This is a genomic window from Mesorhizobium jarvisii, from assembly GCF_003601985.1.
Lineage (GTDB): Bacteria > Pseudomonadota > Alphaproteobacteria > Rhizobiales > Rhizobiaceae > Mesorhizobium > Mesorhizobium jarvisii.
Genome location: NZ_QZXA01000009.1, coordinates 161877 through 186423, shown reverse-complemented (window position 1 = coordinate 186423; position 24547 = coordinate 161877). Strand labels below are relative to the sequence as shown.

The following is a 24547-nucleotide window of genomic DNA, read 5'->3' as shown; positions in this document are numbered from 1 at the left end:
CGAAGGCCGGCGGTTTTGGACGCGGTACTAAAGAACTCGATTACTTAAGCATCAGGTCATAGGCCGACTTTATGGCCGAACTCTGTCCGTTGCCCTACATCGCGCCGGCTTCGTCCTCAAAACCGTCGTCGCCGCCTTCAGACCCGCCATTTTCGAGGAACTTTTCGGCGATCAGCCCGGCATTCTGCCTGAGCGCCAGTTCGATCTCGCGTGCCGTATCGGGATTGTCGCGCAGGAACAGTTTTGCATTTTCGCGGCCCTGGCCGAGGCGTTGCGAATTGTAGGAGAACCAGGCGCCGGACTTCTCGACCACGCCGGCCTTGACGCCGAGATCAACCAGCTCGCCGGTCTTGGACACGCCCTCGCCATACATGATGTCGAACTCTACCACCTTGAAGGGCGGCGCCAGCTTGTTCTTGACCACCTTGACGCGGGTCTGGTTGCCGACGACCTCGTCGCGGTCCTTGACCGAGCCGATGCGTCGAATGTCGAGGCGCACCGACGCGTAGAATTTCAGCGCGTTGCCGCCGGTCGTGGTCTCGGGCGAACCGAACATGACGCCGATCTTCATGCGGATCTGATTGATGAAGATGACCATGGTGTTGGATCGCGAGATCGAGGCGGTCAGCTTGCGCAGCGCCTGGCTCATCAGGCGGGCCTGCAGGCCGGGCAGCGAATCGCCCATCTCGCCCTCGATTTCGGCGCGCGGCGTCAGTGCCGCAACCGAATCGACCACCAGCACGTCGATGGCGCCGGAACGCACCAGCGTGTCGCAGATCTCCAGCGCCTGCTCGCCGGTGTCGGGCTGCGAGATCAGCAGGTTTTCAAGATCGACGCCGAGCTTGCGGGCATAGACCGGGTCGAGCGCGTGTTCGGCGTCGACGAAGGCGCAGATGCCGCCCTTCTTCTGGGCTTCGGCCACCGTGTGCAGCGCCAGCGTCGTCTTGCCCGAGCTTTCCGGCCCGTAGATCTCGATGATGCGGCCGCGCGGCAGGCCACCGACGCCGAGCGCGATGTCGAGGCCGAGCGAGCCGGTCGGCACCGTTTCGATCTCGACGACCTGCTCGTTCGCGCCGAGCCGCATGATCGAGCCCTTGCCGAAAGCCCGCTCGATTTGCGACAGCGCCGCATCCAGAGCCTTTGATTTGTCCACTGCCTTATCCTCTACAAGCCGCAAAGAATTCTGAGCCATGATACATCACCCCTTGGTCGTCAATGAAGGCCGGACAATCCGTAATCCCTGCCATTTTGTACCTTTTTTGTTCTCGTTTGGCAAGAGGGATCAAATATCTGAAAAACAAGTCATATCCGGATTTGTTCTTTTTTCGTACCAAGAGATCGAACAGGAACGCGCCCCACATTGGGCCAGACTGTTCGATTGTATCGATCCGCCGAATCGCCATCTTGCTGGCGAAGGTCTGCGGCGCAGTCTAGCGCTTGTGCAGTCGCAATAACAAAGGGCATATCGCCAGCATGGTGAAATCCATAGAGATACTGGCCGTGGGCGGCGCCCATATCGACCGGCGTGGCCAGGTGTCCGGCGCCTACGTGCCGGCCGCGTCCAATCCCGGCACGATGCGCGAGGATGTCGGCGGCGGCGTGTTCAACGCGCTGCGCAGCACGGTGCGGCGCGGCGTATCGGGCTCGCTGATGTCGATGCGCGGCGGCGATGCCGGGGCCGACACCATTTCGCGAGCCATCGCCGAGGCAGGCATCGCAGACCTGTCGGCGGTCTTCCTCGACCGCACGACGCCGAGCTATACGGCGCTGATCGATCGCGAGGGCGAGTTGATCGTCGGCTTCGCCGACATGGCGCTGTACGATCTGGCGTTTCCCAAGCAGATGAGGCGCTCCAAGGTCCGTGAGGCGATCGCAGCCGCCGATGCCATACTGTGCGATGCCAATCTGCCGTCTTCGGCACTGGAGCGGCTGGTTTCGCTTGCCGCCGGCAAGCCGGTCTATGCCATTGCCATTTCGCCGGCCAAGGTCGTGCGGCTGATACCGGTGCTCGGCGCGCTGGCGCTGGTCTTCATGAACCGGCGCGAGGCCGTCGCGCTGGCCGGCGTCAATGCAAATGCCGCCGAGCGAGACGTCGTCGACGGTTTGCGATGCAGCGGCCTTGCCAGCGGCGTCGTGACGGCAGGCAGCGCGCCGGTGCTGGGTTTCGACGAGACAGGCGCTTTTTCGATCCAACCGCCTGCCCCCAGAAAAGTCGCCGACGTCACCGGCGCCGGCGACGCGCTGGCGGGTGCGACGGTGGCAGCCTTGCTGCGCGGCCTGCCGCTGCGCCAGGCCTTGCGCGAAGGCGTCGCGGCGGCGACGCTGGCCATCGAAAGCGCCGACGCCATCCCTGATTTTACCGCGGCAAGCTTCGCGGAAGCGCTGGCACTTGTGCCGGACGCGCAGGAAGTGGCATGAGACCGGCAAATTCATAGTGCCGCTGTATTGCCGGCATGCGCCGCACCGCGAGTTGGAGATCCAGATGAGCCCCGAAACCGCCCGCCCCTTCATCGACATCCACGCACCGGTGGCGCAAGCCCTGGCCGCCGGGCGCCCGGTTGTGGCGCTGGAAAGCACCATCATCACCCATGGCATGCCCTACCCCGACAATGGCGCCATGGCGGCCAATGTCGAGAAGATCATCAGCGACGGCGGCGCCATACCGGCGACGATCGCCGTGGTTGGCGGCCGCATCAAGATCGGCCTGTCCGACGGCGAGCGCGAATCGCTGGCCATGACCGGTGACGCCATGAAGCTGTCGCGCGCCGACCTCGGCTTTGCAGTCGCGCAAGGGCGCACGGGTGGCACGACAGTCGCCGCCACCATGATCGCGGCTGAAATGGTCGGGATAAAAGTGTTCGCCACCGGCGGCATTGGCGGCGTGCACAAGGGCGCCGAGAAGAGCTTCGACATCTCCGCCGATCTCGACGAATTGGCGCGCACGCCGGTCATCGTCGTCTCGGCCGGCGCCAAGGCGATCCTCGACATCGAAAAGACGCTGGAAGTGCTGGAGACGCGAGGCGTGCCTGTCGTCGGCCATGGCTGCGAGACCATGCCCGCCTTCTGGTCGCGGCAGTCGCCGTTCCGCGCCCCGCTGACCCTTTATAAGCCCGAAGAGATCGCGCATTTCTTCCGGACGCGGCAGGCACTGGGCTTGGGTGGCGGCATGTTGATCGCCAATCCGGTGCCGGAAAACCACGAAATCCCTGCTGAAGAGATGGCGGGCTATATCGACGCCGCGCAAAAGGCGGCCGAGGCGCTCAACGTGACCGGCAAGGCGGTGACGCCGTTCCTGCTGGGAAAAATCCTGGAGTTGACCGGCGGCCGCAGCCTCAAGACTAATATCGCGCTGGTCGAAAACAATGCGCGGCTGGCTGCCGAGATCGCCAAGGCGCTGTAGTTCACTTGCCTGCGCGCCGCCCTGCCTCATAGGCGCGGCGCGCCCACACCGTCATCTCGTCGGGATCGTCAAAGGCGCTGTCGGGAATGCTCCAATAGGGCATGGCGACCAGCTTGCCGTGGCGCTTGCCGGTATAGGCCCATTGCTTGCAGCCCTCGGCTTCGAAATCGGGCGCGCTTTGCTCGTCGGCCTTGAGCAGCAACTCGCCGCGCAGCACGATGGCGATGATGACGCCGTCGAAATAGATGCCCTTGCCGCCGAACAACCTGCGGATGCTGACCGGGCCCAGCCCTGAGAACAGTTCGGCGATGCGTTCATTGTCCATGCCGCGATCATGTCACCGGCATTTGACATTGTCATCGCGCAACCAGAACCATGCTGACAGGTTAAGACCATTCCATCGGAGTTTTTGTCATGCCGCTTCTGCTCAAGGGGTCCTGCCGCTGCAACGCGGTGCGTTTCGAGGTGGAGAGCCACACGCCCGTACCGTTCATGCTGTGCTACTGCTCGATCTGCCGCAAGCAGCAGGGCGGCGGCGGGTTCGCCATCAATCTCGGCGCCGCCTATGAGACGCTGAACATCAGGGGCAAGAGGAGCCTTGGCGTATACCGTGCCGAGATCGAGGACGACGAGCATCCGCATTGCGAGGTTTCGACGGGCGAGCGCAATTTCTGCCGCAAATGCGGGTCGGCGCTCTGGCTTTACGACCCGACCTGGCCGGAGTTGGTGCACCCCTTCGCCTCGGCCATCGACAGCGACCTGCCGAGGCCGCCTGAAAAGGTGCATCTGATGCTGAAATACAAGGCGAACTGGGTCGAACCCGATATCGGCAAGGGCGACAAGACGTTCGACGTCTACCCCGAGGAATCGATCGCCGACTGGCACAAGCGGATGGGGATGTGGGTGGATTAGCGGCTTTCGCCCCGTTTACGGGGACAAGATGAGGCTAGCCGCGGCGGTGCCAACCTTGGAGGGGCCAGTGCTGCCCCTCACCCGTCACTTCGTGACACCTTCTCCCCGCAGACGGGGCGAAGGAAGATCAGGCCGAAGCGCGTGCTTCGGCCAGCGCCTTGAGGTCGGCCGGCTTGAGTTCGACCGACTCGCCGCAGCCGCAGGCCGAACTCTGGTTCGGGTTGCGGAAGGTGAAGCCGGTGCGCAACGTCGTCTGCTCGAAATCCATCTCGGTGCCGAACAGGAAAAGCGCGGCCTCCGGCGCGACATAGACGTGGGCGCCGTCGCGCTCGATGTGGTCGTCCTTGGTGTTGGGCTCGGTCACCAGGTCGACCGTATATTCCATGCCGGCGCAGCCGCCCTTCTTGATGCCGAGGCGGATGCCGTGCGCGTTGTCACGGGTAGCCACGATCTCGCGCACCCGGTCTGCGGCCTTTTCGGTCATCGTGATGACGGCGAAGCGTCCCATTCTCTTTCCTTCTCCATTCCATGCAGGTTAAAGGCCTGCCGAATGATTCCTCACCTAAAATGGTGAAGTTTTACCCCTGGCGCAAGTGTACCAGGCTCGACGCTAGTACCACCCCACCGCCACCTGCGCTTCTTCCGACATACGGTCGGGCGACCAGGGCGGGTCGAAGGTCATGTTGACCTCGACGCCGGACACGCCTTCGACGGCGCCGACGGCATTTTCGACCCAGCCCGGCATTTCACCGGCCACCGGGCAACCCGGCGCGGTCAGCGTCATGTCGATCTTGACCGAGCGGTCGTCCTCGATGTCGATCTTGTAGACGAGGCCGAGCTCGTAGATGTCGGCCGGAATTTCCGGGTCGTAGACCGTCTTCAGCGCCGACACGATGTCGTCGGTCAGCCGCGCCAGTTCGTCGGCGGGAATGGCCGAGGCCGATACGATGCCATTTGCAGCCGTTTCCGGCGCGGTCTCTTCGGTTGTGCTCACATCGTCCATGGTCGTCATCACCCAAAGAACTTTCGCGCTTTTTCAAGCGCCTCGGCCAAAGCGTCGACTTCGGCCCTGGTATTGTACATGCCGAACGATGCCCTGCATGTGGAGGTTACACCAAAGCGTTTCAACAGCGGCTGGGCACAATGGGTGCCGGCCCGCACTGCCACGCCCTGCCTGTCTATCACCATCGACACGTCATGGGCATGAATGCCTTGCAGTTCGAAGGAAATGATCGCGCCCTTGCCCGGCGCATCGCCGAAGATGCGCAGCGAGTTGATGGCGCGCAGCCGCTCGTGCGCGTAGGTCTTGAGGTCTTCCTCGTGCGCCGCGATCCGTTCGCGGCCGATCTTTTCCATGTAGTCGAGGGCGGCACCCAGCCCGATCGCCTGGACGATCGGCGGCGTGCCGGCCTCGAAGCGATGCGGCGGCTCGTTGTAGGTAACGATGTCTTCCGTCACCTCCTCGATCATCTCCCCGCCGCCCATGAAGGGGCGCATGCCCTGGAGAATGTCCTTCTTGCCGTAGAGCACGCCGATGCCAGACGGACCGTAGACCTTGTGGCCGGTGAAGACGAAGAAGTCGCAGTCGAGATCCTGCACGTCGATCGGCATATGCACGGCGCTCTGGCTGCCATCGACAAGGACGGGAATACCACGCGCGTGCGCGATGCGCACGATCTCCTTGATCGGCGTCACCGTGCCCAGCGCATTCGACATCTGCGTGATGGCGACTAGCTTGGTGCGGTCGGTCAGCCGCTTCTCGAACTCCTCAATGTGGAAGACGCCGAGATCGTCGACCGGCACCCAGACCAGCTTGGCGCCCTGCCGCTCGCGGATGAAATGCCAGGGAACGATGTTGGAGTGGTGTTCCATGATCGACAGCACGATCTCGTCGCCCTCGCCGATATTGGGCATGCCATAGCCATAGGCGACGGTGTTGATCGCCGAGGTCGTGTTGGAGGTGAAGACGATGTTGTCGGTGCTCGACGCGTTGAGGAAGCGGCGCACCGTCTCGCGCGCCTTTTCATAGGCATCGGTCGCTGCGTTGGACAGGAAATGCAGGCCGCGATGGACGTTGGCGTATTCCTGGGAATAGGCATGCTGGATCGTGTCCAGCACCACCTGCGGCTTCTGCGCCGAGGCGCCATTGTCGAGGTAGACCAACGGTTTGCCATAGACTTCGCGCGACAGGATCGGGAAGTCGCGGCGGATCGCCTCGACGTCGTAGAAATCTCCGATCTTGCCTGGAGCGTTCATCATTTCACCCGTGCGTCACAAACCATTCGTCGAGTCTCGCTTCCAGCGCCTCGACGATCGTCTCGTCGTCCAGTTCCTCGATCACCTCGGCCACGAAGGCCTTGACCAGCAGACCGCGAGCCGACTTCTCGTCGACACCGCGAGCCATCAGGTAGAACAGATGGTCGTGGTCGATCTCGGTCACCGTCGCGCCGTGGCCGCAGACGACGTCGTCGGCGAAGATTTCGAGCTCAGGCTTGGTCGAGAACTCGCCATCGTCCGACAACAACAGCGTGTTGCAGGCCATCTTGGCATTCGTCTTCTGCGCATATTGGTGGACGTTGATGCGGCCCTGGAAGACGCCGCGTGCCTTGCCCGTCACCACGTTGCGGATGACCTCGGTCGAGGTCGTATGCGGCACGGCGTGGTCGAGCACCATCGTCACGTCGGAGTGGGTGTCGCCGGCCAGAAGGTTGATGCCGCGCAGCTTGAAATCAGCGCCTTCGCCCGTCGTCTTGACCATGACCTCCTGGCGCACAAGCTTGCCGCCAGCGTTCATCACGAAAAGCGTCAGTTTCGCGTTCTTGCCGATATGGGCCTTGAACTGCGCCAGATGCGTCGCCGTGTCCGGCTGCTCCTGGACGATCAGCCATGTCACCTCGGCACCCTCGCCAAGCACCAGCTGGCTGACGGAACTGACCAGCGCGGCGCCATCACCCGCCTGACGCTCGACGATAACGGCCTTGGCGCCGGCGCCGACGCGAACGGCCAGGCGCACATGGGTCTGGCCGCCGGCCTGCACATTCTGCAGCTCGATCGGCTTTTCAAGTTCGGCGCCATCGGCGATGTCGACAAAATAGCCATCGGCAACGAAGGCGGTGTTCAGCGCTCCGATCGCATCGTCGCTGCCATAGGGATCGAGCCCCGGCGCGATGCTGCCATCAATCAACTTTTCCGACAGGCACTGGACGGCAACGCCCTCGATGGCCGGCACCTTCGCGTCGGACTTGCCGTTCAGGACCGGCAGGACGGCGGAGCCTTCGACGATCGGCGCGATGGCCTTGGCCATGGCGGCGGGGTCGAAGTCCGGCACCACGCTCAACAACCGGCGCAGGTCCGTGTAATGCCAGGATTCGACGCGCCGCGTCGGCAGGCCGTGCTTGATCGCCTCAATCGCGTCGTCGCGCTTCAGCATCACCGCGCCGTCGCCCGGCAGCAGCGAGAGCCGGTCGCCGAACGCGTCGATCAACGCTGTCTCGGCCGGTGTCCGCTGCGGTTGTGTGTGCATATTCATCAGTCTTGCCTCTGGCATCTCACGCGGCTTCGCCGATCACGCCGGCATAGCCATTGGCTTCGAGGTCGAGCGCCAGCGACTTGTCGCCGGACTTGATGACCTGGCCTCTATAGAGCACGTGCACGCTATCAGGCACGATGTGCTCGAGCAGGCGCTGGTAGTGGGTGATGACCAGGAAGGCCCGGTCGGGTGCCCGCAGCGCGTTGACGCCGTCGGAAACGATCTTCAGCGCGTCGATGTCGAGGCCGGAATCGGTCTCGTCGAGCACGCACAGTTTCGGCTCCAGCAGCTTCATCTGCAGGATCTCGGCGCGCTTCTTCTCGCCGCCGGAGAAGCCGACATTGAGCGGGCGCTTCAGCATCGCCATGTCCATGCTGAGCGAGGCTGCGGCTTCCTTCACCCGCTTGAGGAATTCGGGGATTTTCAGCGGCTCTTCGCCACGCGCCTTGCGCTGCTCGTTCATGGCCACTTTCAGGAATTCCATGGTCGCCACGCCCGGTATCTCCATCGGGTACTGGAAGGCGAGGAAAATGCCCGACGTGGCGCGCTCGGCCGGATCCATTTCGAGGATCGACCGGCCGTTGTAGAGGATGTCGCCTTCGGTGACTTCATAGTCCTCGCGGCCGGCAAGGATATAGGACAGCGTCGATTTGCCCGAGCCGTTCGGGCCCATGATCGCGGCGACCTCGCCGGCTTTCACCGTCAGATTCAGGCCGCGGATGATTTCGGTGCCGTCATCGACGATGCGGGCATGCAGGTTCTTGATCTCAAGCATTCTTTTGTTTCCTGAATATCTGTCCGGTCAGCCGACCGAGCCCTCAAGCGAGATACCGATCAGCTTCTGCGCCTCGACGGCAAACTCCATCGGCAGTTGCTGGATGACATCCTTGACGAAGCCATTGACGATCAGCGCGATGGCTTCCTCCTCGGGAATGCCGCGCTGCATGACGTAAAATTTCTGGTCCTCGGAAATCTTCGAAGTCGTCGCCTCATGCTCGAACTGCGCCGTCGAGTTCTTGGCTTCCATGTAAGGTACAGTATGCGCGCCGCACTGGTCGCCGATCAGCAGACTGTCGCAGTTAGTGAAGTTGCGCGCGTTGGTCGCCTTGCGGTGCGCCGAGACCTGGCCGCGATAGGTGTTCTGCGAGAAGCCGGCGGCGATGCCCTTGGAGATGATGCGGCTCGACGTGTTCTTGCCGAGATGGATCATCTTGGTGCCCGAGTCGACCTGCTGATAACCGTTGGAAACGGCGATCGAATAGAACTCACCGGAAGAGTCGTCGCCGCGCAGGATGCAGCTCGGGTACTTCCACGTGATCGCCGAACCGGTCTCGACCTGCGTCCACGAAATCTTCGAGCGGTCGCCACGGCAGTCGCCGCGCTTGGTGACGAAATTGTAGATGCCGCCCTTGCCCTCGGCGTCGCCGGGGTACCAGTTCTGCACGGTCGAATATTTGATCTCGGCGTCGTCGAGCGCCACCAGTTCGACGACTGCGGCATGCAGCTGGTTCTCGTCGCGCTGCGGCGCAGTGCAGCCTTCGAGATAGGAGACGTACGCCCCCTCCTCGGCGATGATCAGCGTGCGCTCGAACTGGCCGGTGTTCTTCTCGTTCATGCGGAAATAGGTCGACAGCTCCATCGGGCAGCGCACACCCTTGGGCACGAAGACGAACGAGCCGTCGGTGAAGACAGCCGAATTCAGCGTGGCGTAGAAATTGTCCGAGGTCGGCACGACCGAGCCGAGATATTTCTGAACCAGTTCCGGATGCTCGCGGATGGCTTCCGAGATCGAGCAGAAGATGACGCCGGCCTGCGCCAGCTCCTTCTTGAAGGTGGTGACGACGGAGACGGAATCAAACACCGCGTCCACGGCGACGCGGCCGGATTTGTAGACGTTGTCGCTGGGCTCCTCGAGCTCCGAGGCGTCGGTCTTCTGCACGCCGGCGAGGATCTCCTGCTCGCGCAGCGGAATGCCGAGCTTTTCGTAGACCTTCAAGAGTTCCGGATCGACATCGCTGAGCGAGGACGGGCCGGGCGTGCTCTTGGGCGCGGCATAGTAGTAGATGTCCTGGAAATCGATCTTCGGATAGTGGACGCGCGCCCAGGTCGGCTCTTCCAGCGTCAGCCAGCGCCGATAGGCCTCCAGACGCCATTCCAGCATCCAGGACGGTTCGTCCTTCTTGGCCGAAATGAAACGGATGATGTCTTCGCTCAGGCCCTTGGGGGCCTTGTCGACAGCGATTTCAGTCTGGAATCCGTATTTGTATTGGTCGACGTCGATCTTTCGGACCCGATCGATCGTGTCCTGCACAGCAGGCATATGCGTTCTCCATCCACGCCGGGGTCAAGGCCCGGCAGTTTTCAAACTATGGCACCGCGAACGGCAGCCCCTGGAGGCGCCGAAGTGGCGTAAGTTCCATATAGTGCGTTTCGACCGGAAATTCACCCGGCCACTTGCAAACGCACGGCTCTACCAGGCTGCGAAGCCTGAATTCCCTTTCACCGCGTCAGGCGGCCTGTTCCCTGCCCGCACGGCGCTGGGCAATTCCCGCCAGCGCGGTTCGGAACAATTCAATGTCCTCGGCGCCCGTCGCAGCACCGATCGACACGCGCAAGGCGCCAAGACTGTCGCCATAGCCCATGGCTTTCAGCACGTGGCTCGGCCCGACCTTGCCCGACGAACAGGCGGAGCCGGCCGACAGCGCCACACCGGCGAGATCGAAGGCGATCTGCGCGGTTTCGGCCTTGATGCCCGCAATAGCGAAGAATGTCGTGTTGGCAAGCCTTGGCGCGTCGGTTCCAAAGATTTCCGCGTCTGGCACCAGCATTTTCACGATGGCTTCGATCTCGTCGCGGTGCTGGCGCACCGCATCGATCGCCGGCAGTCCGGCCAGTGCTTCGCGTGCGGCGACACCAAAGCCTGATATGGCGGCGAGGTTTTCCGTGCCACCGCGATGGCCCTTTTCCTGGCCGCCGCCATTGATCAGGGGCTTCGGCATCATCAGATCGGCGGCGGCGACGATGGCGCCGATGCCCTTGGGACCGCCGATCTTGTGCGAAGACAGAATCAAATAATCGGCGTAACCCGCTGACATGTCGATGGAAACGCGGCCTGCGGCCTGAACCGCGTCGACGACAAGAATGCCGCCAGCGGCCTTGACGATTTCGGCGATGCGATCGATCGGCTGGATCACGCCGGTCTCGTTGTTGGCGCCATGGATCGCGACCAGCGGCAGGCCATCGGCCTTGTCATGACCTGCAAGTGCCCCGGCCAAGGCCGCAAGGTCGGCAATGCCGTTGGCATCGACGCCGATGCGCGTCACCTGCCCCGCCGGGAAGCGCCCGCCATTCAACAGGCAGGGATGATCGGCCTCGCAGACGTAGAGCCGGCTCATGCGCACGCTGCCGCGCCCCATCTGCCATTCAGGGGCCAGCAAAGTCGAAGCGGCTTCCGTCGCGCCCGAGGTGAAAACGACATGTTCGGGCCTGGCATTGACCAGAGCCGCGACCTCGCGCCTTGCCGTCTCGATCAGGCGCCGCGCGGCGCGGCCTTCGGCATGGACCGATGACGGGTTGGCCGCCACGTCAAGCGCCGCGACCATAGCCTCGCGTGCCGCTGGAAGCAGCGGCGCACTGGCATTATAGTCGAGATAGGCGCGTTTTGCGGCCATTTTCGTCCAGTTGATCCCGTCAGAAGCCATTCGGTCGTCGTATGGCGTTATTTCCTTGAAATTCCAAGGCGAGCCGTCCTATTTACGCGGCTTGCGGCGCGGGTGGCCGGGCTCGACGTCTGGTCACTCAGTTTTGAATAGTTCTAAACTAGCTTCTAAGAAGACGCTCGCCCTGCGTCAAGGCCAGAGGAAGACTCGTTCCGGGCGCCGCGCATTCGTATTACCCAAGTGGAGTATTTCATGCCTGAGGTCATTTTCACCGGTCCGGCCGGCCGCCTGGAGGGGCGCTACCAGCCCTCCAAGGAAAAGAGCGCGCCGATCGCCATCGTCTTGCATCCCCATCCGCAGTTCGGCGGCACGATGAACAACAAGATCGTCTACGACCTCTTCTATATGTTCCAGAAGCGCGATTTCACCACGCTGCGCTTCAATTTCCGCGGCATCGGCCGCAGCCAGGGCGAATTCGACCACGGCACCGGCGAATTGTCGGATGCCGCCGCCGCACTCGACTGGGTCCAGTCGCTGCACCCGGATTCCAAGAGCTGCTGGGTCGCCGGCTATTCATTCGGCTCGTGGATCGGCATGCAGCTTTTGATGCGCCGGCCGGAGATCGAGGGCTTCATATCGATCGCGCCGCAGCCCAACACCTATGACTTCTCGTTCCTGGCGCCTTGCCCGTCATCGGGCCTGATCATCCATGGCGATGCCGACAAGGTGGCGCCGCCGAAGGATGTGCAAGGCCTGGTCGACAAGCTGCACACGCAGAAGGGCATCACCATCACGCAGAAGACCCTGCCCGGCGCCAACCACTTCTTCGCCAACCACGCCGATCTTTTGATCGAGGAATGCGCGGACTATCTCGATCGCCGGCTGGCGGGCGAATTGTCCGATCCGCGGCCCAAGCGGCTGAGATAAGCAGGAAAGGCGCCAGCACCGATGTACGAGCCTCCCCATTTCCAGGAAACGCGGCCCGACGTGCTGCATGGACTGATCAGGGCGCATCCGCTCGGCATGCTGATCTCGAACGGGCCTGACGGCCCGGTCGCCAACGCCATTCCCTTCCTGCTCGACGCCGCAGCGGCGCCGAACGGGAGACTGCGGGCTCACCTGGCCAAGGCCAACCCGCACTGGCGCCTCATTGCCGACAATCCGGCGTCGCCCGTGCTGATCGTCTTCCAGGGCGCTGACGCGTATGTGACGCCTTCCTGGTACGAGACCAAGCGCGAAACCGGCAAGGTGGTGCCTACCTGGAACTACGCCATCGTGCAGGTACGCGGCGCGGCCAAGGTAATCGACGACCAGGAGTGGCTGGCGCGGCAGATCGGCGATCTGACCGCTTCCCAGGAAGGTGCCCGCGAGGCGCCCTGGGCGGTGACCGATGCGCCGCCGCCCTTCATCCAGTCGCAGATCAAGGGCATCATCGGACTGGAGATCGAGATCAGCGAGATCCACGGCAAGTGGAAGGTCAGCCAGAACCGCCCCGTCGCCGATCGCGCCGGCGTGGCGGAGGGGCTGGAAAGCGAAGTCGCCGACGCGTCCGACATGGCTCGCCTGGTAAGGTCCTACGGCGGCCTGGACAGCAATTAATCGGGCAACGACTTATTTTCCGGAGCAATCAGCCGGAACGATGCCTTGCGGACCGGCAACCCTGAGGGCGTCGGACGGAAGATGAAGCCGAGCCGGGCAAAGACCAGCCCGCAAGCCAGCGCGAAGGTGCAGCCAAGGCCGAAGCCGGCCACCGTATCGCTCGGATAGTGCGCGCCGACGAAAACCCTGGTCGAGGCGAGGCAGGCGGTGATCACCAGGGCGATGTACCAACGCCGCGGAAACAAGAGCAGGAGAACGCCGAACACCGCCCCCATCGTCGTGGCATGGCCGGATGGAAAACCGGCGAAGCGCGCGTCAAAGGCGAAGGGGTGCAGGGCGAGCACGCCAAAGTCCTGGAAGTAGAGCGGGCGGGCCCGGCCGATCGCATATTTCAGGACATTGACCAGCAGGCCCGACAGGCCGACGGCGCTCAGCACCAGAAAAGCCAGGCAAGTCCAGTTGTAGACGAGCATCAGCGATCGCCGTGAAAGGCTGCGCCAATCGGTCAGATTGGCCCCAACGAGCAAAAGTGCCGACGGGATCAGGTACCAGCCGCCGAGAGCGAACTGGGTCAGGAATTCAGCCACCCCGGCTCCCGACCATTGGCCGTGGACCATCCCTGCCGGTGTATCGAGGCGAACAAAGGCCGCCGCCGTCAGCAACACCCAAACGACGAGCCAGACCGGCCATGCGATGTTGGGGTAGCGCGCGGGACGAGCGGCAAAGCGCCTTCTGACGATCTGCGTGGTGTCGCGAAAATTGCTCAGGGATCGGCGCCCTACCCCAAGGAGCCGACCGGAAACTGTAGGGCGCGATTTTACGAGCATTGGGAATTCGACCCCATTGTTGCCGTCATGGGCATCGACGAGCCGTCATGGGGCCACACGATAGAGGCCGAGCGACAATTTGTCTCCCGACGAATAGTTGAGGCCATCAACTTCCGCGACCCGGTTCATCGATTTGCCTTGCACCGACAGCATGCCATTCAGTTTCTGCTCGTCCTCGATCGGCGCCAGCCCCAGCGCGCAGGCAGGATCGGCAAGCAGATGCTGTGCCACGCCGCCGACATCGGTCAGCACCGTTTTGGTGCCGACCAGGAACACCAGGCTCGGCTCCTGATAACGCGCCGAGGCCAGCACCGTCGTGGCGCAAGGCTTGTTGGCAAGCACCGCCTGCTTGATCGCCGGGCTCAGCCAGATCGGCTTCAGCGATGGGGCGATGACGCCGAACAGCAGGGCATAGGTGATGCCGGCACAGGCGGCGGTGGCTCCGATGCGGGGCAGCGGCACCTGCAACTGCCGCGAAAAGGCAAAATAGCCCGTGCCCAGTGCGGCGGCGGCCGCCGGTATGCTCCACCAGGAGAAGCTGTGGGTGAGATAGATCGGCGCTCCAATGCAGACCGCCGCCAGGCCGAGGCTGACCACGACGAGACCAAATGCGGTCGACCACCACAGCCATTGCTGCCAGCGCTTGAGCGGTGCATTGGCGTCCTCAGGCTGCAACATCAGCAGCCAGCCGATCAGCAGAGCCATGCCGGGATAGGCCGGCAGCACATAATGCGGCAGCTTGGTCGGGATCAGCTCGAACACCAGCCAGAACGGGATGTACCAAGCGAGGCAGAAGCGCAGCCTGACATCGTCGCGCATACGGTTGAGGGCCTGGAGGCCGGCGCCGACCGCGATCAGCCCGAAAGGCCACATGAACAGCGAATAGGTCAGCATGTAAAAACCAGGGGGCAGGCCGTGTGATTCCTCGCCCGACGCGACCTTGCCGAGCATGTCCTTGCCGACGGCTTGCTGCAGGAAGGCGCCATGGCTTTTCCAGGTGATCGCGGCAAGCCAGGGTAGTGCGATGACCACGACGAGCAACAGGCCGCGTCCGACCCTGAGCTTCGCCAGCCAGCGACCGTCACGTTCGAACGCGAACAGCACCGCGATGGTCAGCGCCGACAACAGCGGCGCAATCGGCCCCTTAATGAGGATCGCCGCGCCTTGCGCGATCCAGAAAATCCACCAGAGATGACCGGCGACCGGTTCATTGCGGCGCGACGCGAAATAGATCTGCGCCAGCGCGCCTTGCGCCGCCACGCAGCAGGCCAGCAGCATCGCATCGGTCTTCGCGTCGCGCCCCTCGAAGGCCGTGGCGAAGATCGCCGCCATCACCAGGCCGGCGGCGATGCCGGCATTGGCGCCGAAAAGATTGGTTCCCGTCCAGGCGATCGCCAGCACCGCGATGGCAATGCCCAGTGCCGAGATCGTGCGATAGACCCAGATCGGCGCCTCGGCGCCTTTGCCGCTCAGCGTCACCGCCGCCGACTGCAGCCAGTAAATGCCGATCGGCTTCTGGTAGCGCGAGGCCTCCTGGAAGCGGATGTCGACATAGTCGCCGCTCTCGGCCATCTGCTTGGTCGCCTGAACGAAGCGCGACTCGTCACGGTCGATCGGCGGCAGCGATGCCAGCCCCGAAAGCGTCATCGCCAGGCTGAACAGGAAGAGAAAAATGTAGTTCCTGTTCAGCGCCATGCATCAGCCTCTCTAACCATTTTCTCGCAGTGACGGGCCGCTCAATCGACCTTGGTCATCGCCGCCTTGCGCTCATTGGCGATCAGCCAGAGATTTCTGATATAGATGAACATGCCCATGGCCTGGCCGGCGATGAAGACCGGATCCTGGCGCTGGATGGCATAGATCAGAAGCAGGCCGCCGCCGAACAGGGAGAAGAACCAGAAGGCCACCGGCACGACGCTGCGCTTGGCCTTTTCCGAAGCCAGCCATTGTACGACGAAGCGCATGGTGAAGAAGAACTGCGCAACGAAGCCGAGCAGGATCCACGCATCGAATTGCTTGATGAAAACCTGGTGAAGCCAGGTCCCCAGTTCCTGAAGCACGTTAAACACGCTTGATTTCCTCTACTTTTGGCATTCTGCGGCGCCTGCGGCGCAGCCACCAGACACCGCCGAGATCGAGCGCGCCCTGCAGGCCGCGGTCGAAAATGCCGTAATTCGACTTGCCGTGCCGGCGCGAGCGATCCACGACATCGCAATGCACGACGCGATAGCCTTCCTGGATGACCAGGGCCGGGACGAAGCGATGGGTGCCGTCGAAGAACGGCAGTTTGCGCAGGATGTCGGTGTGAACCGCCTTCAGGCCGCAGCCGGTGTCGCGGGTCTCGTCATGCAGGATGGCGTTTCTCAGCCAGTTGGCGAAGCGCGACGCCAGTTGCTTGACCTTGCTGTCGCGGCGCTTGAGGCGCTGCCCCTGGGCGGCGCCGAAATCCGGCCCGGCCTGCCGCAGGGCGTCGACCAGCACCGGAATGTATTGCGGATCGTTCTGGCCGTCGCCGTCGATGGTGGCGACGATGCCGCCGCGAGCCGCCCAGGCGCCCGAGCGCACGGAAAGGCTCTGGCCGGCGGATTTCTGGTGCCGCAGTTCCCGCACCGGAAAGGAACGAAGCGCCGCCTGTTCGGTAAGCACGGCAGCCGTCTCGTCGGTCGAGCCGTCATTGACGATGATCAGTTCGAAGTCGCGCCCGGCCATCGCCGCCTCGATCTCGTCGATCAAGAGCGGCAGGTTTGCCGCCTCGTTCCTGCAAGGAATGACGATGGATATCAATGCGTCCGGCATGTCGCGTCGGGGCTCTGTCGTCGAATGTGGCATTGATGGATGCCGTGCGGTGCCGCTCGAGGTCGTGGGCTGCAAGAACCTTTGGCGCGGCGCCTCATTACGCCAGCCGAAACGATGAAGCAAGCATTCGTGCCGTAAGGCGCGATGCACCGTTTCAACAACCGGTGATCGTCAGGAACTCATGATCCTTGGCGCAGAGGCAATCCGGCGCAAGACCGGATTCCACTTTTGCTGATCGCAACCTCCCGGTTGGCGCGCGATCTGACGCAAAACCGGATTCCACTTTTGCTGATCGCGCTTGGATGCTAAACGCGCCCGTTCACATATGCCCCCGCCGGACCGGGCGGACGCTTTCGGGAAAGAAAACATGCCTGCCTTCAAATCCGATTTCCTGCGCACGATGAGCGAGCGCGGCTTCATCCACCAGATTTCGGATGAGACCGGCCTCGACGAGCTTTTCGCCAAGGAAACGGTCACCGCCTATGTCGGCTACGACGCCACCGCCACCAGCCTGCATATCGGCAATCTGATCTCGGCGACCATGCTTTACTGGCTGCAGGAAACCGGACACCGTCCGATCGCACTGATGGGCGGCGGCACGTCGATGATCGGCGACCCGTCCTTCCGCGACGACCAGCGCAGCCTTTTGACGCCCGAGGCGATCGCCACCAACATCGAAGGCATCAAGCGCATCTTCGGCCGCATCCTGCGCTTCGGCGACGGCCCGAACGACGCCATCATGGTCAACAATGCCGACTGGCTGATGAAGCTCAACTATGTCGAGTTCCTGCGCGACGTCGGCCGGCATTTCTCCGTCAACCGCATGCTGACCTTCGACAGCGTCAAGCTCAGGCTCGACCGTGAGCAGTCGTTGTCGTTCCTCGAATTCAACTACATGATCCTGCAGGGCTACGATTTCGTCGAGCTCGCCCGGCGCCAGAACTGCCGCCTGCAGATGGGCGGATCGGACCAGTGGGGCAACATCATCAATGGCGTCGATCTCGGCCATCGCATGGGCACGCCGCAGCTTTACGCCCTGACCACGCCGCTGCTCACGACATCGTCAGGCGCCAAGATGGGCAAGTCGGCAAAGGGTGCGGTCTGGCTCAACGGCGACCTCTTCTCGCCCTATGATTTCTGGCAGTACTGGCGCAACACCGAGGATGCCGATGTCGAGCGCTTCCTGAAGATATTCACCCGCCTGCCGCTCGACGAGATCGCGCGCCTGGCCGCGCTTGGCGGCTCCGAGATCAACGAGGCCAAAAAGATCCTGGCCACGGAGACGACTGCGATCGTCCACGGCCGCGAGGCGGCAAACCAGGCCGAGGAAACCGCGCGCAAGACGTTCGAGGAAGGGGCGCTCGCCGACACATTGCCGACCGTCGGGGCCGACAAGGCAGCACTCGAAGCCGGCATCGGCATCCTGTCGCTGCTGGTCACGGCCGGGCTGGCTTCGTCCAATGGCGAGGCGCGGCGCCACATCCAAGGCGGAGCGGTTCGCATCAACGACCAGACGGTCAATGACGACCGCCGTATGGTCACGCTACAGGATTTGAGTCCGGAAAACGTCGTAAAGCTCTCATTGGGCAAGAAAAAACACGTTCTGGTGCGGCCGGCCTGAGGCCGTTCATCGATATTCGAAGATCGACCGGAATATGCCCGGCGCGATCACCGACAGCGGGTTGACGTCGAGCACCGGCTTGTTGGCATTGCCCCTGAGCCGATAGGTGACGCCGATCAGGCCTCGGTCGCGGCCGTTGCCCAGCAGCGCGCCGACGATGGGCAATTCGCCGAAGATGCGGTTGAGGCCATAGACCGGCATGAAGGTGCCGGTCATGTCCATATTGTTGTTCTGGTCGTAGAGGATGCCCTGGAACGTCGTGCCGATGCGCGGACCGCGCAGCACGCCATTGGCCAGCTTCAGATAGCCGCTGCCTTTCTCGATCTCGGCATAACCGCGTTCGAACTTGACCCGCGACGTGTCGAGATTGCCCTTGACCGCCTGGTTGAGGCTGCGGTTGTCGCCGGCCGGCGTGGTCGAGACGATGGAGGCGAGCTTCGGTTCGTTGACGATGAAGAAGTTGCTGGTGTCGACCTTGCCCTTCATCGGCCCGTCGCCGGCCCCGGTCAGCGCCAGCATGATCGAGCCGCCTTCCATATGCTCGTAGACGTTCAGGAACCTCAATATCGCGCCGGCGTCCGCTGACTTCACGTTGAGCGAGCGCCGGCCGTCGCCGGTTGTGTTGCTGATGGTGATGGCCGCGCCCGAACTTGCCGTGGCGCTGACCTTCAGCCCGTTCACCCTTGAGCCGGCCGCGCTGTAGTCGAGCTTCAAATTGGACAATTGCTCGTCATGGAAGCCTGTGAGCTGCTCGACGTCGGCGCTGACGGAAATGTTGTCTGTTCCGGTCGTCTTGGTCGCGGTGTCCACATCGGATGTGAACTGCTTGATGAGCGAACGGGCGTCGAGCGCGTTGCCATTGATGTCGACGGCGTAGCCCTTGCCTGACCGTTTCACCGAAATCGCGACATCGTCACCCCGGTTCAAGGTGACCTTGCCGAACTTGGCCGACGACAGGGCGCCGTTGATCAGCACGATGCTGCCGTCGATCGAGAATGTTTTGCCGTCGAGGCTGAAATCGGACAGTGTCGTGGTGTCCCCGGCCTTGGTCATGACGAAGGTGACGTTAGCGGGAACCCCTGCCCCCTTGCTCCAGCCGGCCCAGGGAATGTCCAGCCTGGCATTGGTCAGGTCGGCCGACACGTTCTGGTTGCCATCGCCGCTCTTGTCGATCGCGACCTTCACCGTTCCGCCAAGCAGCGGCGTCAGGCCTGGCATGGCCGCGGCACGGACCTTGTCGTCGAGCACCATGGCCACCTTGCGGCTGCGCGCCGGCCCGTTGTCCGCCAACGGCTCGATCAGGTCGAGTTCGGCAGGAATGCCGTTGAGCGCTGCCTTGGCGGAGATCACCGCTTTTTCGGGATCGACGGTGATCGAGCCGTCGGCATCCGTCACGGTCTGGCCCTCGAACGGCTTGGCCAGCGACAGGCCGGTGTAGTCGAGCGACACCAGCCAGTCGAGTTTCGAGGTATCGACGCCGGACTGCAGCGGAATGTCCGCCCGGACATGGCCGGTGACGCTGCCGGACAGGTCCTCCGGTAGGAAGCCGACATGGCGCATGGCGTTGATCGGCTCGTAGGAGGCGAGTTCGGCGACAGCCGGCGCTTCGCCCTCCACATCGATGTCGAGGGCGCCGATGACCGGCGGGCGGTTCGCCGCCTTGACCGCCAGCGTACCGTTGCTGGCCGCCACGGTGCGGCCACTGGGCATGTAAACGGTGCCCGAGGAGAGCGAAATGTCGACGTCATTGCCGTGGAAGGCGACGACGCCGACGGCGTCGCGTATCGGCGGAATACGGCCGGCCGTATCAAAACGCGAGCCTTCGATCTGGAAGCGGCCGAACACCTCCTCGGCCGAAAGCGGCACGCCGTTGCCGAGGCGATCCGGCACGACCTGGAACTGGAGGTCGGCGTCGACGACGCGGCCGCCGAACAGATTATCCAGCACCCACAACCGCGCATTGCGCGCCGAGAACCATGGCCACAGCTGCTTGACGTGCGAGACCGGCATGTCATGGACGTTGAGCGCCAGATTGACCCCGGGGGCCTTGCCGTCAACGAACGCCACGGCCGCGGTGCCGAGCACCTCGCCTGAGGCAGCGGACCGAACGGCGATCTGCTCGGCCACCAATTTATGGCTCTTGGTCTGATAGACGCCGGCAATGCGGGCGAGGAAGGTCAGCGCGGGCTCGGGCGATTCCGATGGCGCCAGGGTCGACCCGTCGCTGGTCAGGTCATAGCGATAGGAGGGTTCCTCGCCCGCCGCCCCTGTCGCCGGCTTTGGCCCTATCGAGCCGCCGAAATTGAAAGAAGACCGGCCGGTTTTCAGCAGCAGCCTGTCGACCTGGATCTTGTTGCTGCCGTGGACAAGCGTCGCGTCGACATCGACATCGGCCGGGAGCAAGCCGCGCGTGCCAAGATCGAGCACCGACCCGGCGGACGACAGAGAGGCCGTCAGCCGTGATTCATTGGTGCCGGACCCTTCAGCTCCTGTCAGCTTCAACGCGATCGCGCCCAGCTTCCCGGCGCCGGCAGCGGTTTCGTCGGCAGATACCAGATCGACGCTCGCATTCAGCGCCGTCACGCGATGCGCAGCGACATCTCGGGTGGCGGAGGCGGCAACCGTTACCTTTCTGCCGTCGACATCCGCCTCCGAGGAAAACTCCACAGCGCCCGGCCCCGATTGTAAGACGGTTGCGTCGGCGATCTTGACCAACTTGATCGCCCCCGCGTCGGGCAGCAGGAATTCGACATTGCTGAGATCGATCCGGCGCATCGAATCTTCCCGTACGGCGTCGAGCGCGCGATGTATGTTGCCGAACAGCGCGTCGGACAGTCTCTCCGGATCGACGAGGCCGTCCTCGTTGCGCAATTGCGCTGTCCAGTCGCCGCCGGACGGCATCGCCGCCACAACGATGTGTGCGTCCGATATCCTGGCGCTGGTCAGCCGCACCTCTCCCCAAAGAAGCGGGATCAGGCGCATGCCGAAGCGGACGCGACCAGCGTCCGCCATAGGTTTGTCGTCTGATGTCCTCAGGCTGACGTCGCTGACCTGGAGCGCGACGAAGCTCGAACTGTCGAGCGTGATGCGCGCCGGCCCGACCGCCACATTAACATCGACACCGGCGAGTTTCTCGATGGCGGTCTCCGCTTCCGCCCGAAGCCGCTCGGAGCCGACCCCGGATGCCCCGACCAGATAGACAACGACCGCGGCCAGCACCATGAACGCGACCATGCCGGCGAACACGCGCGAAAGGATGCGGAAGCCGCGGCCGATCGACGCCTGGCCGAGTGGTGGAACGCGGCACGCGGACGGCAAAGCCCCCAGGTCGGTGATCTCGTCACGCCTGAACCGGATCTTCTCGTGCTGCGGTTGCTCCTGATCCACGCAATCTTCCGTTGTACAAATTCGCTCGTGGACGAATCCCCGGTCGACACTATATCGGTGTGGCGTCGCGCGTAACCTCAAACAAGGGCATCGATATGGCTGACCTCGACGTGGGCGATCTTGCGCCGCAATTCGATCTGCCGCGGGACGGCGGCGGCTCGCTCAGCCTGACCGCGTCGGCCGGCAAACCCGTGGTGCTCTACTTCTATCCACAGGACGACACAACAAGCTGCACCCAGGAAGCGATCAGCTTTTCGCAGCTGAAACCGGAATTCGAGAAGGCAGGCGCCGTCGTGATCGGTCTGTCACCCGACAACGTCAAGAAGCACGACAAGTTCAAATCGAAATACAACCTCACCGTCGACCTCGCCGCCGACGAGGAGCGCAAGGTGATCGAGGCCTACCATCTGTGGGTCGAGAAATCGATGTATGGCCGCAAATATATGGGCGTCGAGCGAGCGACGTTCCTGATCGGCCGTGACGGGCGGATTGCCAGGATTTGGCGCAAGGTCCGGGTCAAGGGCCATGCCGAGGAAGTGCTGGAAGCCGTTCGCGCGCTTTGAGCGTCAAAGCTCAGGACGCTATCGACAATTCCGGTCGCGCGGGAATGGGCTTACTCGTCCGACGTTTGCGCTTTCGGCTGCGGCTGTGCCCGCCAGGATTCCGTGACATGGACCACACGATCAGCCAGCGCGGCGAGATGACCGCGCAGACCGCGCGCGCCGATCATCGACGACAGCCTGGCTGATTGCGTGGCGAAGCGCCGCTTGAAATCCTCGCCGCCGCAGAGAAAATCGACTTTGGCAAGGCCACGGTCGAGCGACCACTGGATATAGTCCATCATCAGCACCATGCCCGGCGAGGCGCGCTCATATTCGGGATCATAGGTGGTGACGAAAGCCATCATCGTGCCGTGCTGCTCGAAATTGATCGAGACGGCGATGATCGTGTCGTCGAGTTCCAGCACGAAGATGCGCAACAGCCCGAGCTCAGCCAGCACCGAAACCAGCGCGGCGAGAACGGGCGAGCCCTCGTCGAACAGGTCGGAGGCACGGCCATGCCGGGCGAGCCAGAGGCGCTTCAGCACCGCGACCCGTGCGAGCACCGGCTCGCGCGGGTCGTCCGCACCCAGCAGGCGGAAACGCACCGCCCCACCTTCCTCCATGAATTTGCGGCCGCGACGGTAGTTCTGCCGGGCCTTCTTGGACAGCGTCTCGAACCATTCCGCCCCACTTTGCCAGGGGCCGACGACACGGTAGCTGATTTCACTGCGGTGGTTGGGTCGAAGGTGCGAGGCCGGATCCAGCAGGCCTCGGACACCGGCATCCGGCAGCAGCCGGTTGAGATAGACGAGGTCGAAGCCGCCCTGATCAAAAACATGCTGCCAGAGGCGGGAGATCACATGCGGATCGCTGTCGGGCGCAACCAGCGCGTCACCATAGTCGCTGTGATCTTTCGCTGCCCATTCGAGCATGCGGATGCCGGAGCGCTTGAAGGTAGCGAGCGCGATCACGCCGTCGAGCCGATCGCCATTCCAGGCAAGCCCGATCCTGAGCGTGCGCCGCTGCTGATGCGGAGTGGTGCGCCACCAGGCCGCGATCCAGTCCGGGTGCTGGAAGACAAGCCCGCCGGCGCGTTGCCAGAGCGCGGCCCAGGCCGGTGCGATCTCGGCCAGGCGCGCCGCTGATGTCACGACTTCGAAGGTGCGTGTCCGCGGGATCGCGAGCACGAAGGGAGCGTTCATGGCCGCGTCCCCTCTTCCGATGACTGTACGGTCCGTGGTTTTGCAGGCCGGATGCGCCTGGCAATATGCCCCCACATCCGCTTCAGCGGCATCACATAAAGGCCCGCGAGGGACTGGTAGTCGCGCACATTGCGGTCGACCAGTCCGAACTTGAAGTCCTCGTCAGGTTTCGGCACGCACAATGTTCCGAAGAGCCGGTCCCAGAAGGAGAAGAGCAGGCCGAAATTCTTGTCATAGTGGCGCGGATCGGTGCTGTGATGCAGCTGGTGCCAATGCGGACACAGGATCACATTGTTGAGCGGGCCGAACGAAATCTTGAAATGGGTGTGCCTGACGAAATCCATCATCAGGATGTTGCGCATGACATAGACGTTGACGCCAAAGACGGTCAGTTCGACAAGGTTCAGTGAAATCAGCGACCAGATGCCGAAGCAGACGCCGACGATGAGGCCATCCCAGGCGCGATTCATCAGTTCGTCGAGCGGGTGGACCCGGTCCTTGGTGATCCCGACCATCACCTCGGCCGAGTGATGCACCTTGTGCAATTCCCAGAGCACCGGATAGCGGTGCTGGGCGACGTGATAGAGATAATAGGAAATATCGTAGGCGAGCAGCATGGTGATGGTGAAGATCAGCACCGTCACCGGGCCTGCCGGTCCCTGGACCAGCGGCGGCTGGAACTGGAAGAGTGTCGAAAACAGCCAGTTGGTTGCGTAGCCCACCGCCGAGACGAAGACTATTCCGGCGGGCAGCATCAGGAAGGGCATCAGGGCTTTTTTCGTGACCCAGAAAAGCAGGTCGGCCCTCGCCGAGGGATGGGTGATGACCTCGTGCGGGATGACGAACTCGAAGAACTCCTTCCAGCTCTTCTCCTCGACCGTGCGCCAATAGGCGACGAGCGCGCTGACAAAAGCAGTCAACAGCAGAAGCCCGGTCGCCAGCAAACTGGTGCCCGAGATCTTGTCGAGGATCTTGCCAACCAGATCGCCCAGCATTCCTGCCGCCATAGTGAATCCCAAACCCCGGTACCGCTTCTAATCGAAAACCGTCAATTAAAAGCGATCGAAGACAGT

At 63.0% G+C, this 24547-nt stretch carries 23 protein-coding genes; 7 read left to right on the top strand and 16 right to left on the bottom strand.

Annotation, left to right across the window (positions count from 1 at the left end):
* Window positions 1–94: 94 nt before the first annotated feature.
* Window positions 95–1192 carry a recombinase RecA gene (recA, locus tag D3242_RS23180; RefSeq protein ID WP_010909075.1) on the bottom strand — a complete coding sequence of 366 codons (1098 nt, stop codon included), beginning with the start codon at window positions 1190–1192 and terminating at the stop codon, window positions 95–97.
* A 281-nt stretch (window positions 1193–1473) separates the two neighbouring features.
* Here recA and D3242_RS23175 point away from each other — a divergent pair, with 281 nt between their 5' ends.
* Both D3242_RS23175 and D3242_RS23170 read left to right on the top strand, forming a co-directional pair.
* Window positions 1474–2418 carry a carbohydrate kinase family protein gene (locus tag D3242_RS23175; protein WP_019857763.1) on the top strand — a complete coding sequence of 315 codons (945 nt, stop codon included), beginning with the start codon at window positions 1474–1476 and terminating at the stop codon, window positions 2416–2418.
* Between the two features lie 64 nt (window positions 2419–2482).
* Window positions 2483–3400: a pseudouridine-5'-phosphate glycosidase gene (locus tag D3242_RS23170; protein WP_027046767.1), complete on the top strand. Its 918-nt coding sequence runs from the start codon at window positions 2483–2485 to the stop codon at window positions 3398–3400.
* 1 nt (window position 3401) lies between these two features.
* Here D3242_RS23170 and D3242_RS23165 read toward each other — a convergent pair whose 3' ends face one another.
* On the bottom strand, window positions 3402–3725 hold the full coding sequence (locus D3242_RS23165) for a TfoX/Sxy family protein (RefSeq protein WP_010909072.1): 324 nt from the start codon (window positions 3723–3725) through the stop codon (window positions 3402–3404).
* Window positions 3726–3814: 89 nt separating this feature from the next.
* Between D3242_RS23165 and D3242_RS23160 the strand changes: the two genes are divergently transcribed.
* Window positions 3815–4312, top strand: coding sequence for a GFA family protein (locus tag D3242_RS23160; RefSeq protein ID WP_064982735.1), 498 nt, complete (start codon window positions 3815–3817; stop codon window positions 4310–4312).
* Between the two features lie 127 nt (window positions 4313–4439).
* On the opposite strand, the gene sufA is transcribed toward D3242_RS23160, so the two are convergent.
* The 7 genes from sufA to D3242_RS23125 form a co-directional block, all read right to left on the bottom strand.
* Window positions 4440–4820, bottom strand: coding sequence for a Fe-S cluster assembly scaffold SufA (gene sufA / locus D3242_RS23155; RefSeq protein WP_023810316.1), 381 nt, complete (start codon window positions 4818–4820; stop codon window positions 4440–4442).
* 102 nt (window positions 4821–4922) lie between these two features.
* The gene (locus tag D3242_RS23150) at window positions 4923–5315 is read right to left on the bottom strand and encodes an SUF system Fe-S cluster assembly protein (protein ID WP_027046765.1); all 393 of its coding nucleotides are present in this window, start codon (window positions 5313–5315) and stop codon (window positions 4923–4925) included.
* A gap of 8 nt (window positions 5316–5323) precedes the next feature.
* Complete coding sequence (locus D3242_RS23145; protein ID WP_064983522.1) at window positions 5324–6568, bottom strand: cysteine desulfurase; 1245 nt, start codon at window positions 6566–6568, stop codon at window positions 5324–5326.
* A gap of 4 nt (window positions 6569–6572) precedes the next feature.
* Window positions 6573–7841 (bottom strand): Fe-S cluster assembly protein SufD, encoded by a 1269-nt coding sequence (gene sufD, locus D3242_RS23140; RefSeq protein ID WP_051112893.1) that lies wholly within the window; start codon window positions 7839–7841, stop codon window positions 6573–6575.
* A gap of 19 nt (window positions 7842–7860) precedes the next feature.
* Complete coding sequence (sufC, locus tag D3242_RS23135) at window positions 7861–8616, bottom strand: Fe-S cluster assembly ATPase SufC (protein ID WP_064982734.1); 756 nt, start codon at window positions 8614–8616, stop codon at window positions 7861–7863.
* A 27-nt stretch (window positions 8617–8643) separates the two neighbouring features.
* Window positions 8644–10161, bottom strand: a complete 1518-nt coding sequence (sufB, locus tag D3242_RS23130; protein ID WP_019857752.1) for a Fe-S cluster assembly protein SufB — start codon at window positions 10159–10161, stop codon at window positions 8644–8646.
* 187 nt (window positions 10162–10348) lie between these two features.
* Window positions 10349–11512, bottom strand: coding sequence for a cysteine desulfurase family protein (locus tag D3242_RS23125; RefSeq protein WP_064983521.1), 1164 nt, complete (start codon window positions 11510–11512; stop codon window positions 10349–10351).
* Between the two features lie 240 nt (window positions 11513–11752).
* On the opposite strand from D3242_RS23125, the gene D3242_RS23120 reads away from it, so the two are divergent.
* Together D3242_RS23120 and D3242_RS23115 are read left to right on the top strand one after the other, a co-directional pair.
* Entirely contained in the window at window positions 11753–12427 is a 675-nt protein-coding gene (locus tag D3242_RS23120) for an alpha/beta hydrolase (RefSeq protein ID WP_027046762.1), read from the top strand.
* A 21-nt stretch (window positions 12428–12448) separates the two neighbouring features.
* Window positions 12449–13099, top strand: coding sequence for an FMN-binding negative transcriptional regulator (locus D3242_RS23115; RefSeq protein ID WP_038646392.1), 651 nt, complete (start codon window positions 12449–12451; stop codon window positions 13097–13099).
* On the opposite strand, the gene D3242_RS23110 is transcribed toward D3242_RS23115, so the two are convergent.
* The 4 genes from D3242_RS23110 to D3242_RS23095 all read right to left on the bottom strand — a co-directional run bounded on the left by D3242_RS23110 (window position 13096) and on the right by D3242_RS23095 (window position 16722).
* Entirely contained in the window at window positions 13096–13686 is a 591-nt protein-coding gene (locus tag D3242_RS23110) for a phosphatase PAP2 family protein (protein WP_223217740.1), read from the bottom strand. The two genes, D3242_RS23115 and D3242_RS23110, sit on opposite strands and share 4 nt — an antisense overlap.
* Before the next feature lie 285 nt (window positions 13687–13971).
* Window positions 13972–15621 (bottom strand): ArnT family glycosyltransferase, encoded by a 1650-nt coding sequence (locus D3242_RS23105; protein WP_064982732.1) that lies wholly within the window; start codon window positions 15619–15621, stop codon window positions 13972–13974.
* 41 nt (window positions 15622–15662) lie between these two features.
* Window positions 15663–15995 carry a lipid-A-disaccharide synthase N-terminal domain-containing protein gene (locus D3242_RS23100; protein ID WP_010909058.1) on the bottom strand — a complete coding sequence of 111 codons (333 nt, stop codon included), beginning with the start codon at window positions 15993–15995 and terminating at the stop codon, window positions 15663–15665.
* Window positions 15988–16722 (bottom strand): glycosyltransferase family 2 protein, encoded by a 735-nt coding sequence (locus tag D3242_RS23095; protein WP_027051599.1) that lies wholly within the window; start codon window positions 16720–16722, stop codon window positions 15988–15990. Before D3242_RS23095 ends, D3242_RS23100 begins: the two co-directional genes overlap by 8 nt.
* 367 nt (window positions 16723–17089) lie before the next feature.
* Between D3242_RS23095 and tyrS the strand changes: the two genes are divergently transcribed.
* On the top strand, window positions 17090–18343 hold the full coding sequence (gene tyrS, locus D3242_RS23090) for a tyrosine--tRNA ligase (protein WP_064982731.1): 1254 nt from the start codon (window positions 17090–17092) through the stop codon (window positions 18341–18343).
* A 6-nt stretch (window positions 18344–18349) separates the two neighbouring features.
* On the opposite strand, the gene D3242_RS23085 is transcribed toward tyrS, so the two are convergent.
* Window positions 18350–21730, bottom strand: a complete 3381-nt coding sequence (locus tag D3242_RS23085; RefSeq protein WP_019857745.1) for a DUF3971 domain-containing protein — start codon at window positions 21728–21730, stop codon at window positions 18350–18352.
* 95 nt (window positions 21731–21825) lie between these two features.
* Between D3242_RS23085 and D3242_RS23080 the strand changes: the two genes are divergently transcribed.
* Window positions 21826–22293: a peroxiredoxin gene (locus D3242_RS23080; RefSeq protein ID WP_038646379.1), complete on the top strand. Its 468-nt coding sequence runs from the start codon at window positions 21826–21828 to the stop codon at window positions 22291–22293.
* Between the two features lie 50 nt (window positions 22294–22343).
* Here D3242_RS23080 and D3242_RS23075 read toward each other — a convergent pair whose 3' ends face one another.
* Together D3242_RS23075 and D3242_RS23070 are read right to left on the bottom strand one after the other, a co-directional pair.
* The gene (locus D3242_RS23075) at window positions 22344–23474 is read right to left on the bottom strand and encodes a GNAT family N-acetyltransferase (RefSeq protein ID WP_064982729.1); all 1131 of its coding nucleotides are present in this window, start codon (window positions 23472–23474) and stop codon (window positions 22344–22346) included.
* Window positions 23471–24469: a sterol desaturase family protein gene (locus D3242_RS23070; RefSeq protein ID WP_019857742.1), complete on the bottom strand. Its 999-nt coding sequence runs from the start codon at window positions 24467–24469 to the stop codon at window positions 23471–23473. Before D3242_RS23070 ends, D3242_RS23075 begins: the two co-directional genes overlap by 4 nt.
* Window positions 24470–24547: the final 78 nt, after the last annotated feature.

Coding starts and splice junctions, on each gene's coding strand:
- recA (WP_010909075.1), bottom strand. CDS start 1,192: ATGGCTCAGAATTCTTTGCGGCTTGTAGAGGATAAGGCAGTGGACAAA.
- D3242_RS23175 (WP_019857763.1), top strand. CDS start 1,474: ATGGTGAAATCCATAGAGATACTGGCCGTGGGCGGCGCCCATATCGAC.
- D3242_RS23170 (WP_027046767.1), top strand. CDS start 2,483: ATGAGCCCCGAAACCGCCCGCCCCTTCATCGACATCCACGCACCGGTG.
- D3242_RS23165 (WP_010909072.1), bottom strand. CDS start 3,725: ATGGACAATGAACGCATCGCCGAACTGTTCTCAGGGCTGGGCCCGGTC.
- D3242_RS23160 (WP_064982735.1), top strand. CDS start 3,815: ATGCCGCTTCTGCTCAAGGGGTCCTGCCGCTGCAACGCGGTGCGTTTC.
- sufA (WP_023810316.1), bottom strand. CDS start 4,820: ATGGGACGCTTCGCCGTCATCACGATGACCGAAAAGGCCGCAGACCGG.
- D3242_RS23150 (WP_027046765.1), bottom strand. CDS start 5,315: ATGGACGATGTGAGCACAACCGAAGAGACCGCGCCGGAAACGGCTGCA.
- D3242_RS23145 (WP_064983522.1), bottom strand. CDS start 6,568: ATGAACGCTCCAGGCAAGATCGGAGATTTCTACGACGTCGAGGCGATC.
- sufD (WP_051112893.1), bottom strand. CDS start 7,841: ATGAATATGCACACACAACCGCAGCGGACACCGGCCGAGACAGCGTTG.
- sufC (WP_064982734.1), bottom strand. CDS start 8,616: ATGCTTGAGATCAAGAACCTGCATGCCCGCATCGTCGATGACGGCACC.
- sufB (WP_019857752.1), bottom strand. CDS start 10,161: ATGCCTGCTGTGCAGGACACGATCGATCGGGTCCGAAAGATCGACGTC.
- D3242_RS23125 (WP_064983521.1), bottom strand. CDS start 11,512: ATGGCCGCAAAACGCGCCTATCTCGACTATAATGCCAGTGCGCCGCTG.
- D3242_RS23120 (WP_027046762.1), top strand. CDS start 11,753: ATGCCTGAGGTCATTTTCACCGGTCCGGCCGGCCGCCTGGAGGGGCGC.
- D3242_RS23115 (WP_038646392.1), top strand. CDS start 12,449: ATGTACGAGCCTCCCCATTTCCAGGAAACGCGGCCCGACGTGCTGCAT.
- D3242_RS23105 (WP_064982732.1), bottom strand. CDS start 15,621: ATGGCGCTGAACAGGAACTACATTTTTCTCTTCCTGTTCAGCCTGGCG.
- D3242_RS23095 (WP_027051599.1), bottom strand. CDS start 16,722: ATGCCGGACGCATTGATATCCATCGTCATTCCTTGCAGGAACGAGGCG.
- tyrS (WP_064982731.1), top strand. CDS start 17,090: ATGCCTGCCTTCAAATCCGATTTCCTGCGCACGATGAGCGAGCGCGGC.
- D3242_RS23080 (WP_038646379.1), top strand. CDS start 21,826: ATGGCTGACCTCGACGTGGGCGATCTTGCGCCGCAATTCGATCTGCCG.
- D3242_RS23075 (WP_064982729.1), bottom strand. CDS start 23,474: ATGAACGCTCCCTTCGTGCTCGCGATCCCGCGGACACGCACCTTCGAA.
- D3242_RS23070 (WP_019857742.1), bottom strand. CDS start 24,469: ATGCTGGGCGATCTGGTTGGCAAGATCCTCGACAAGATCTCGGGCACC.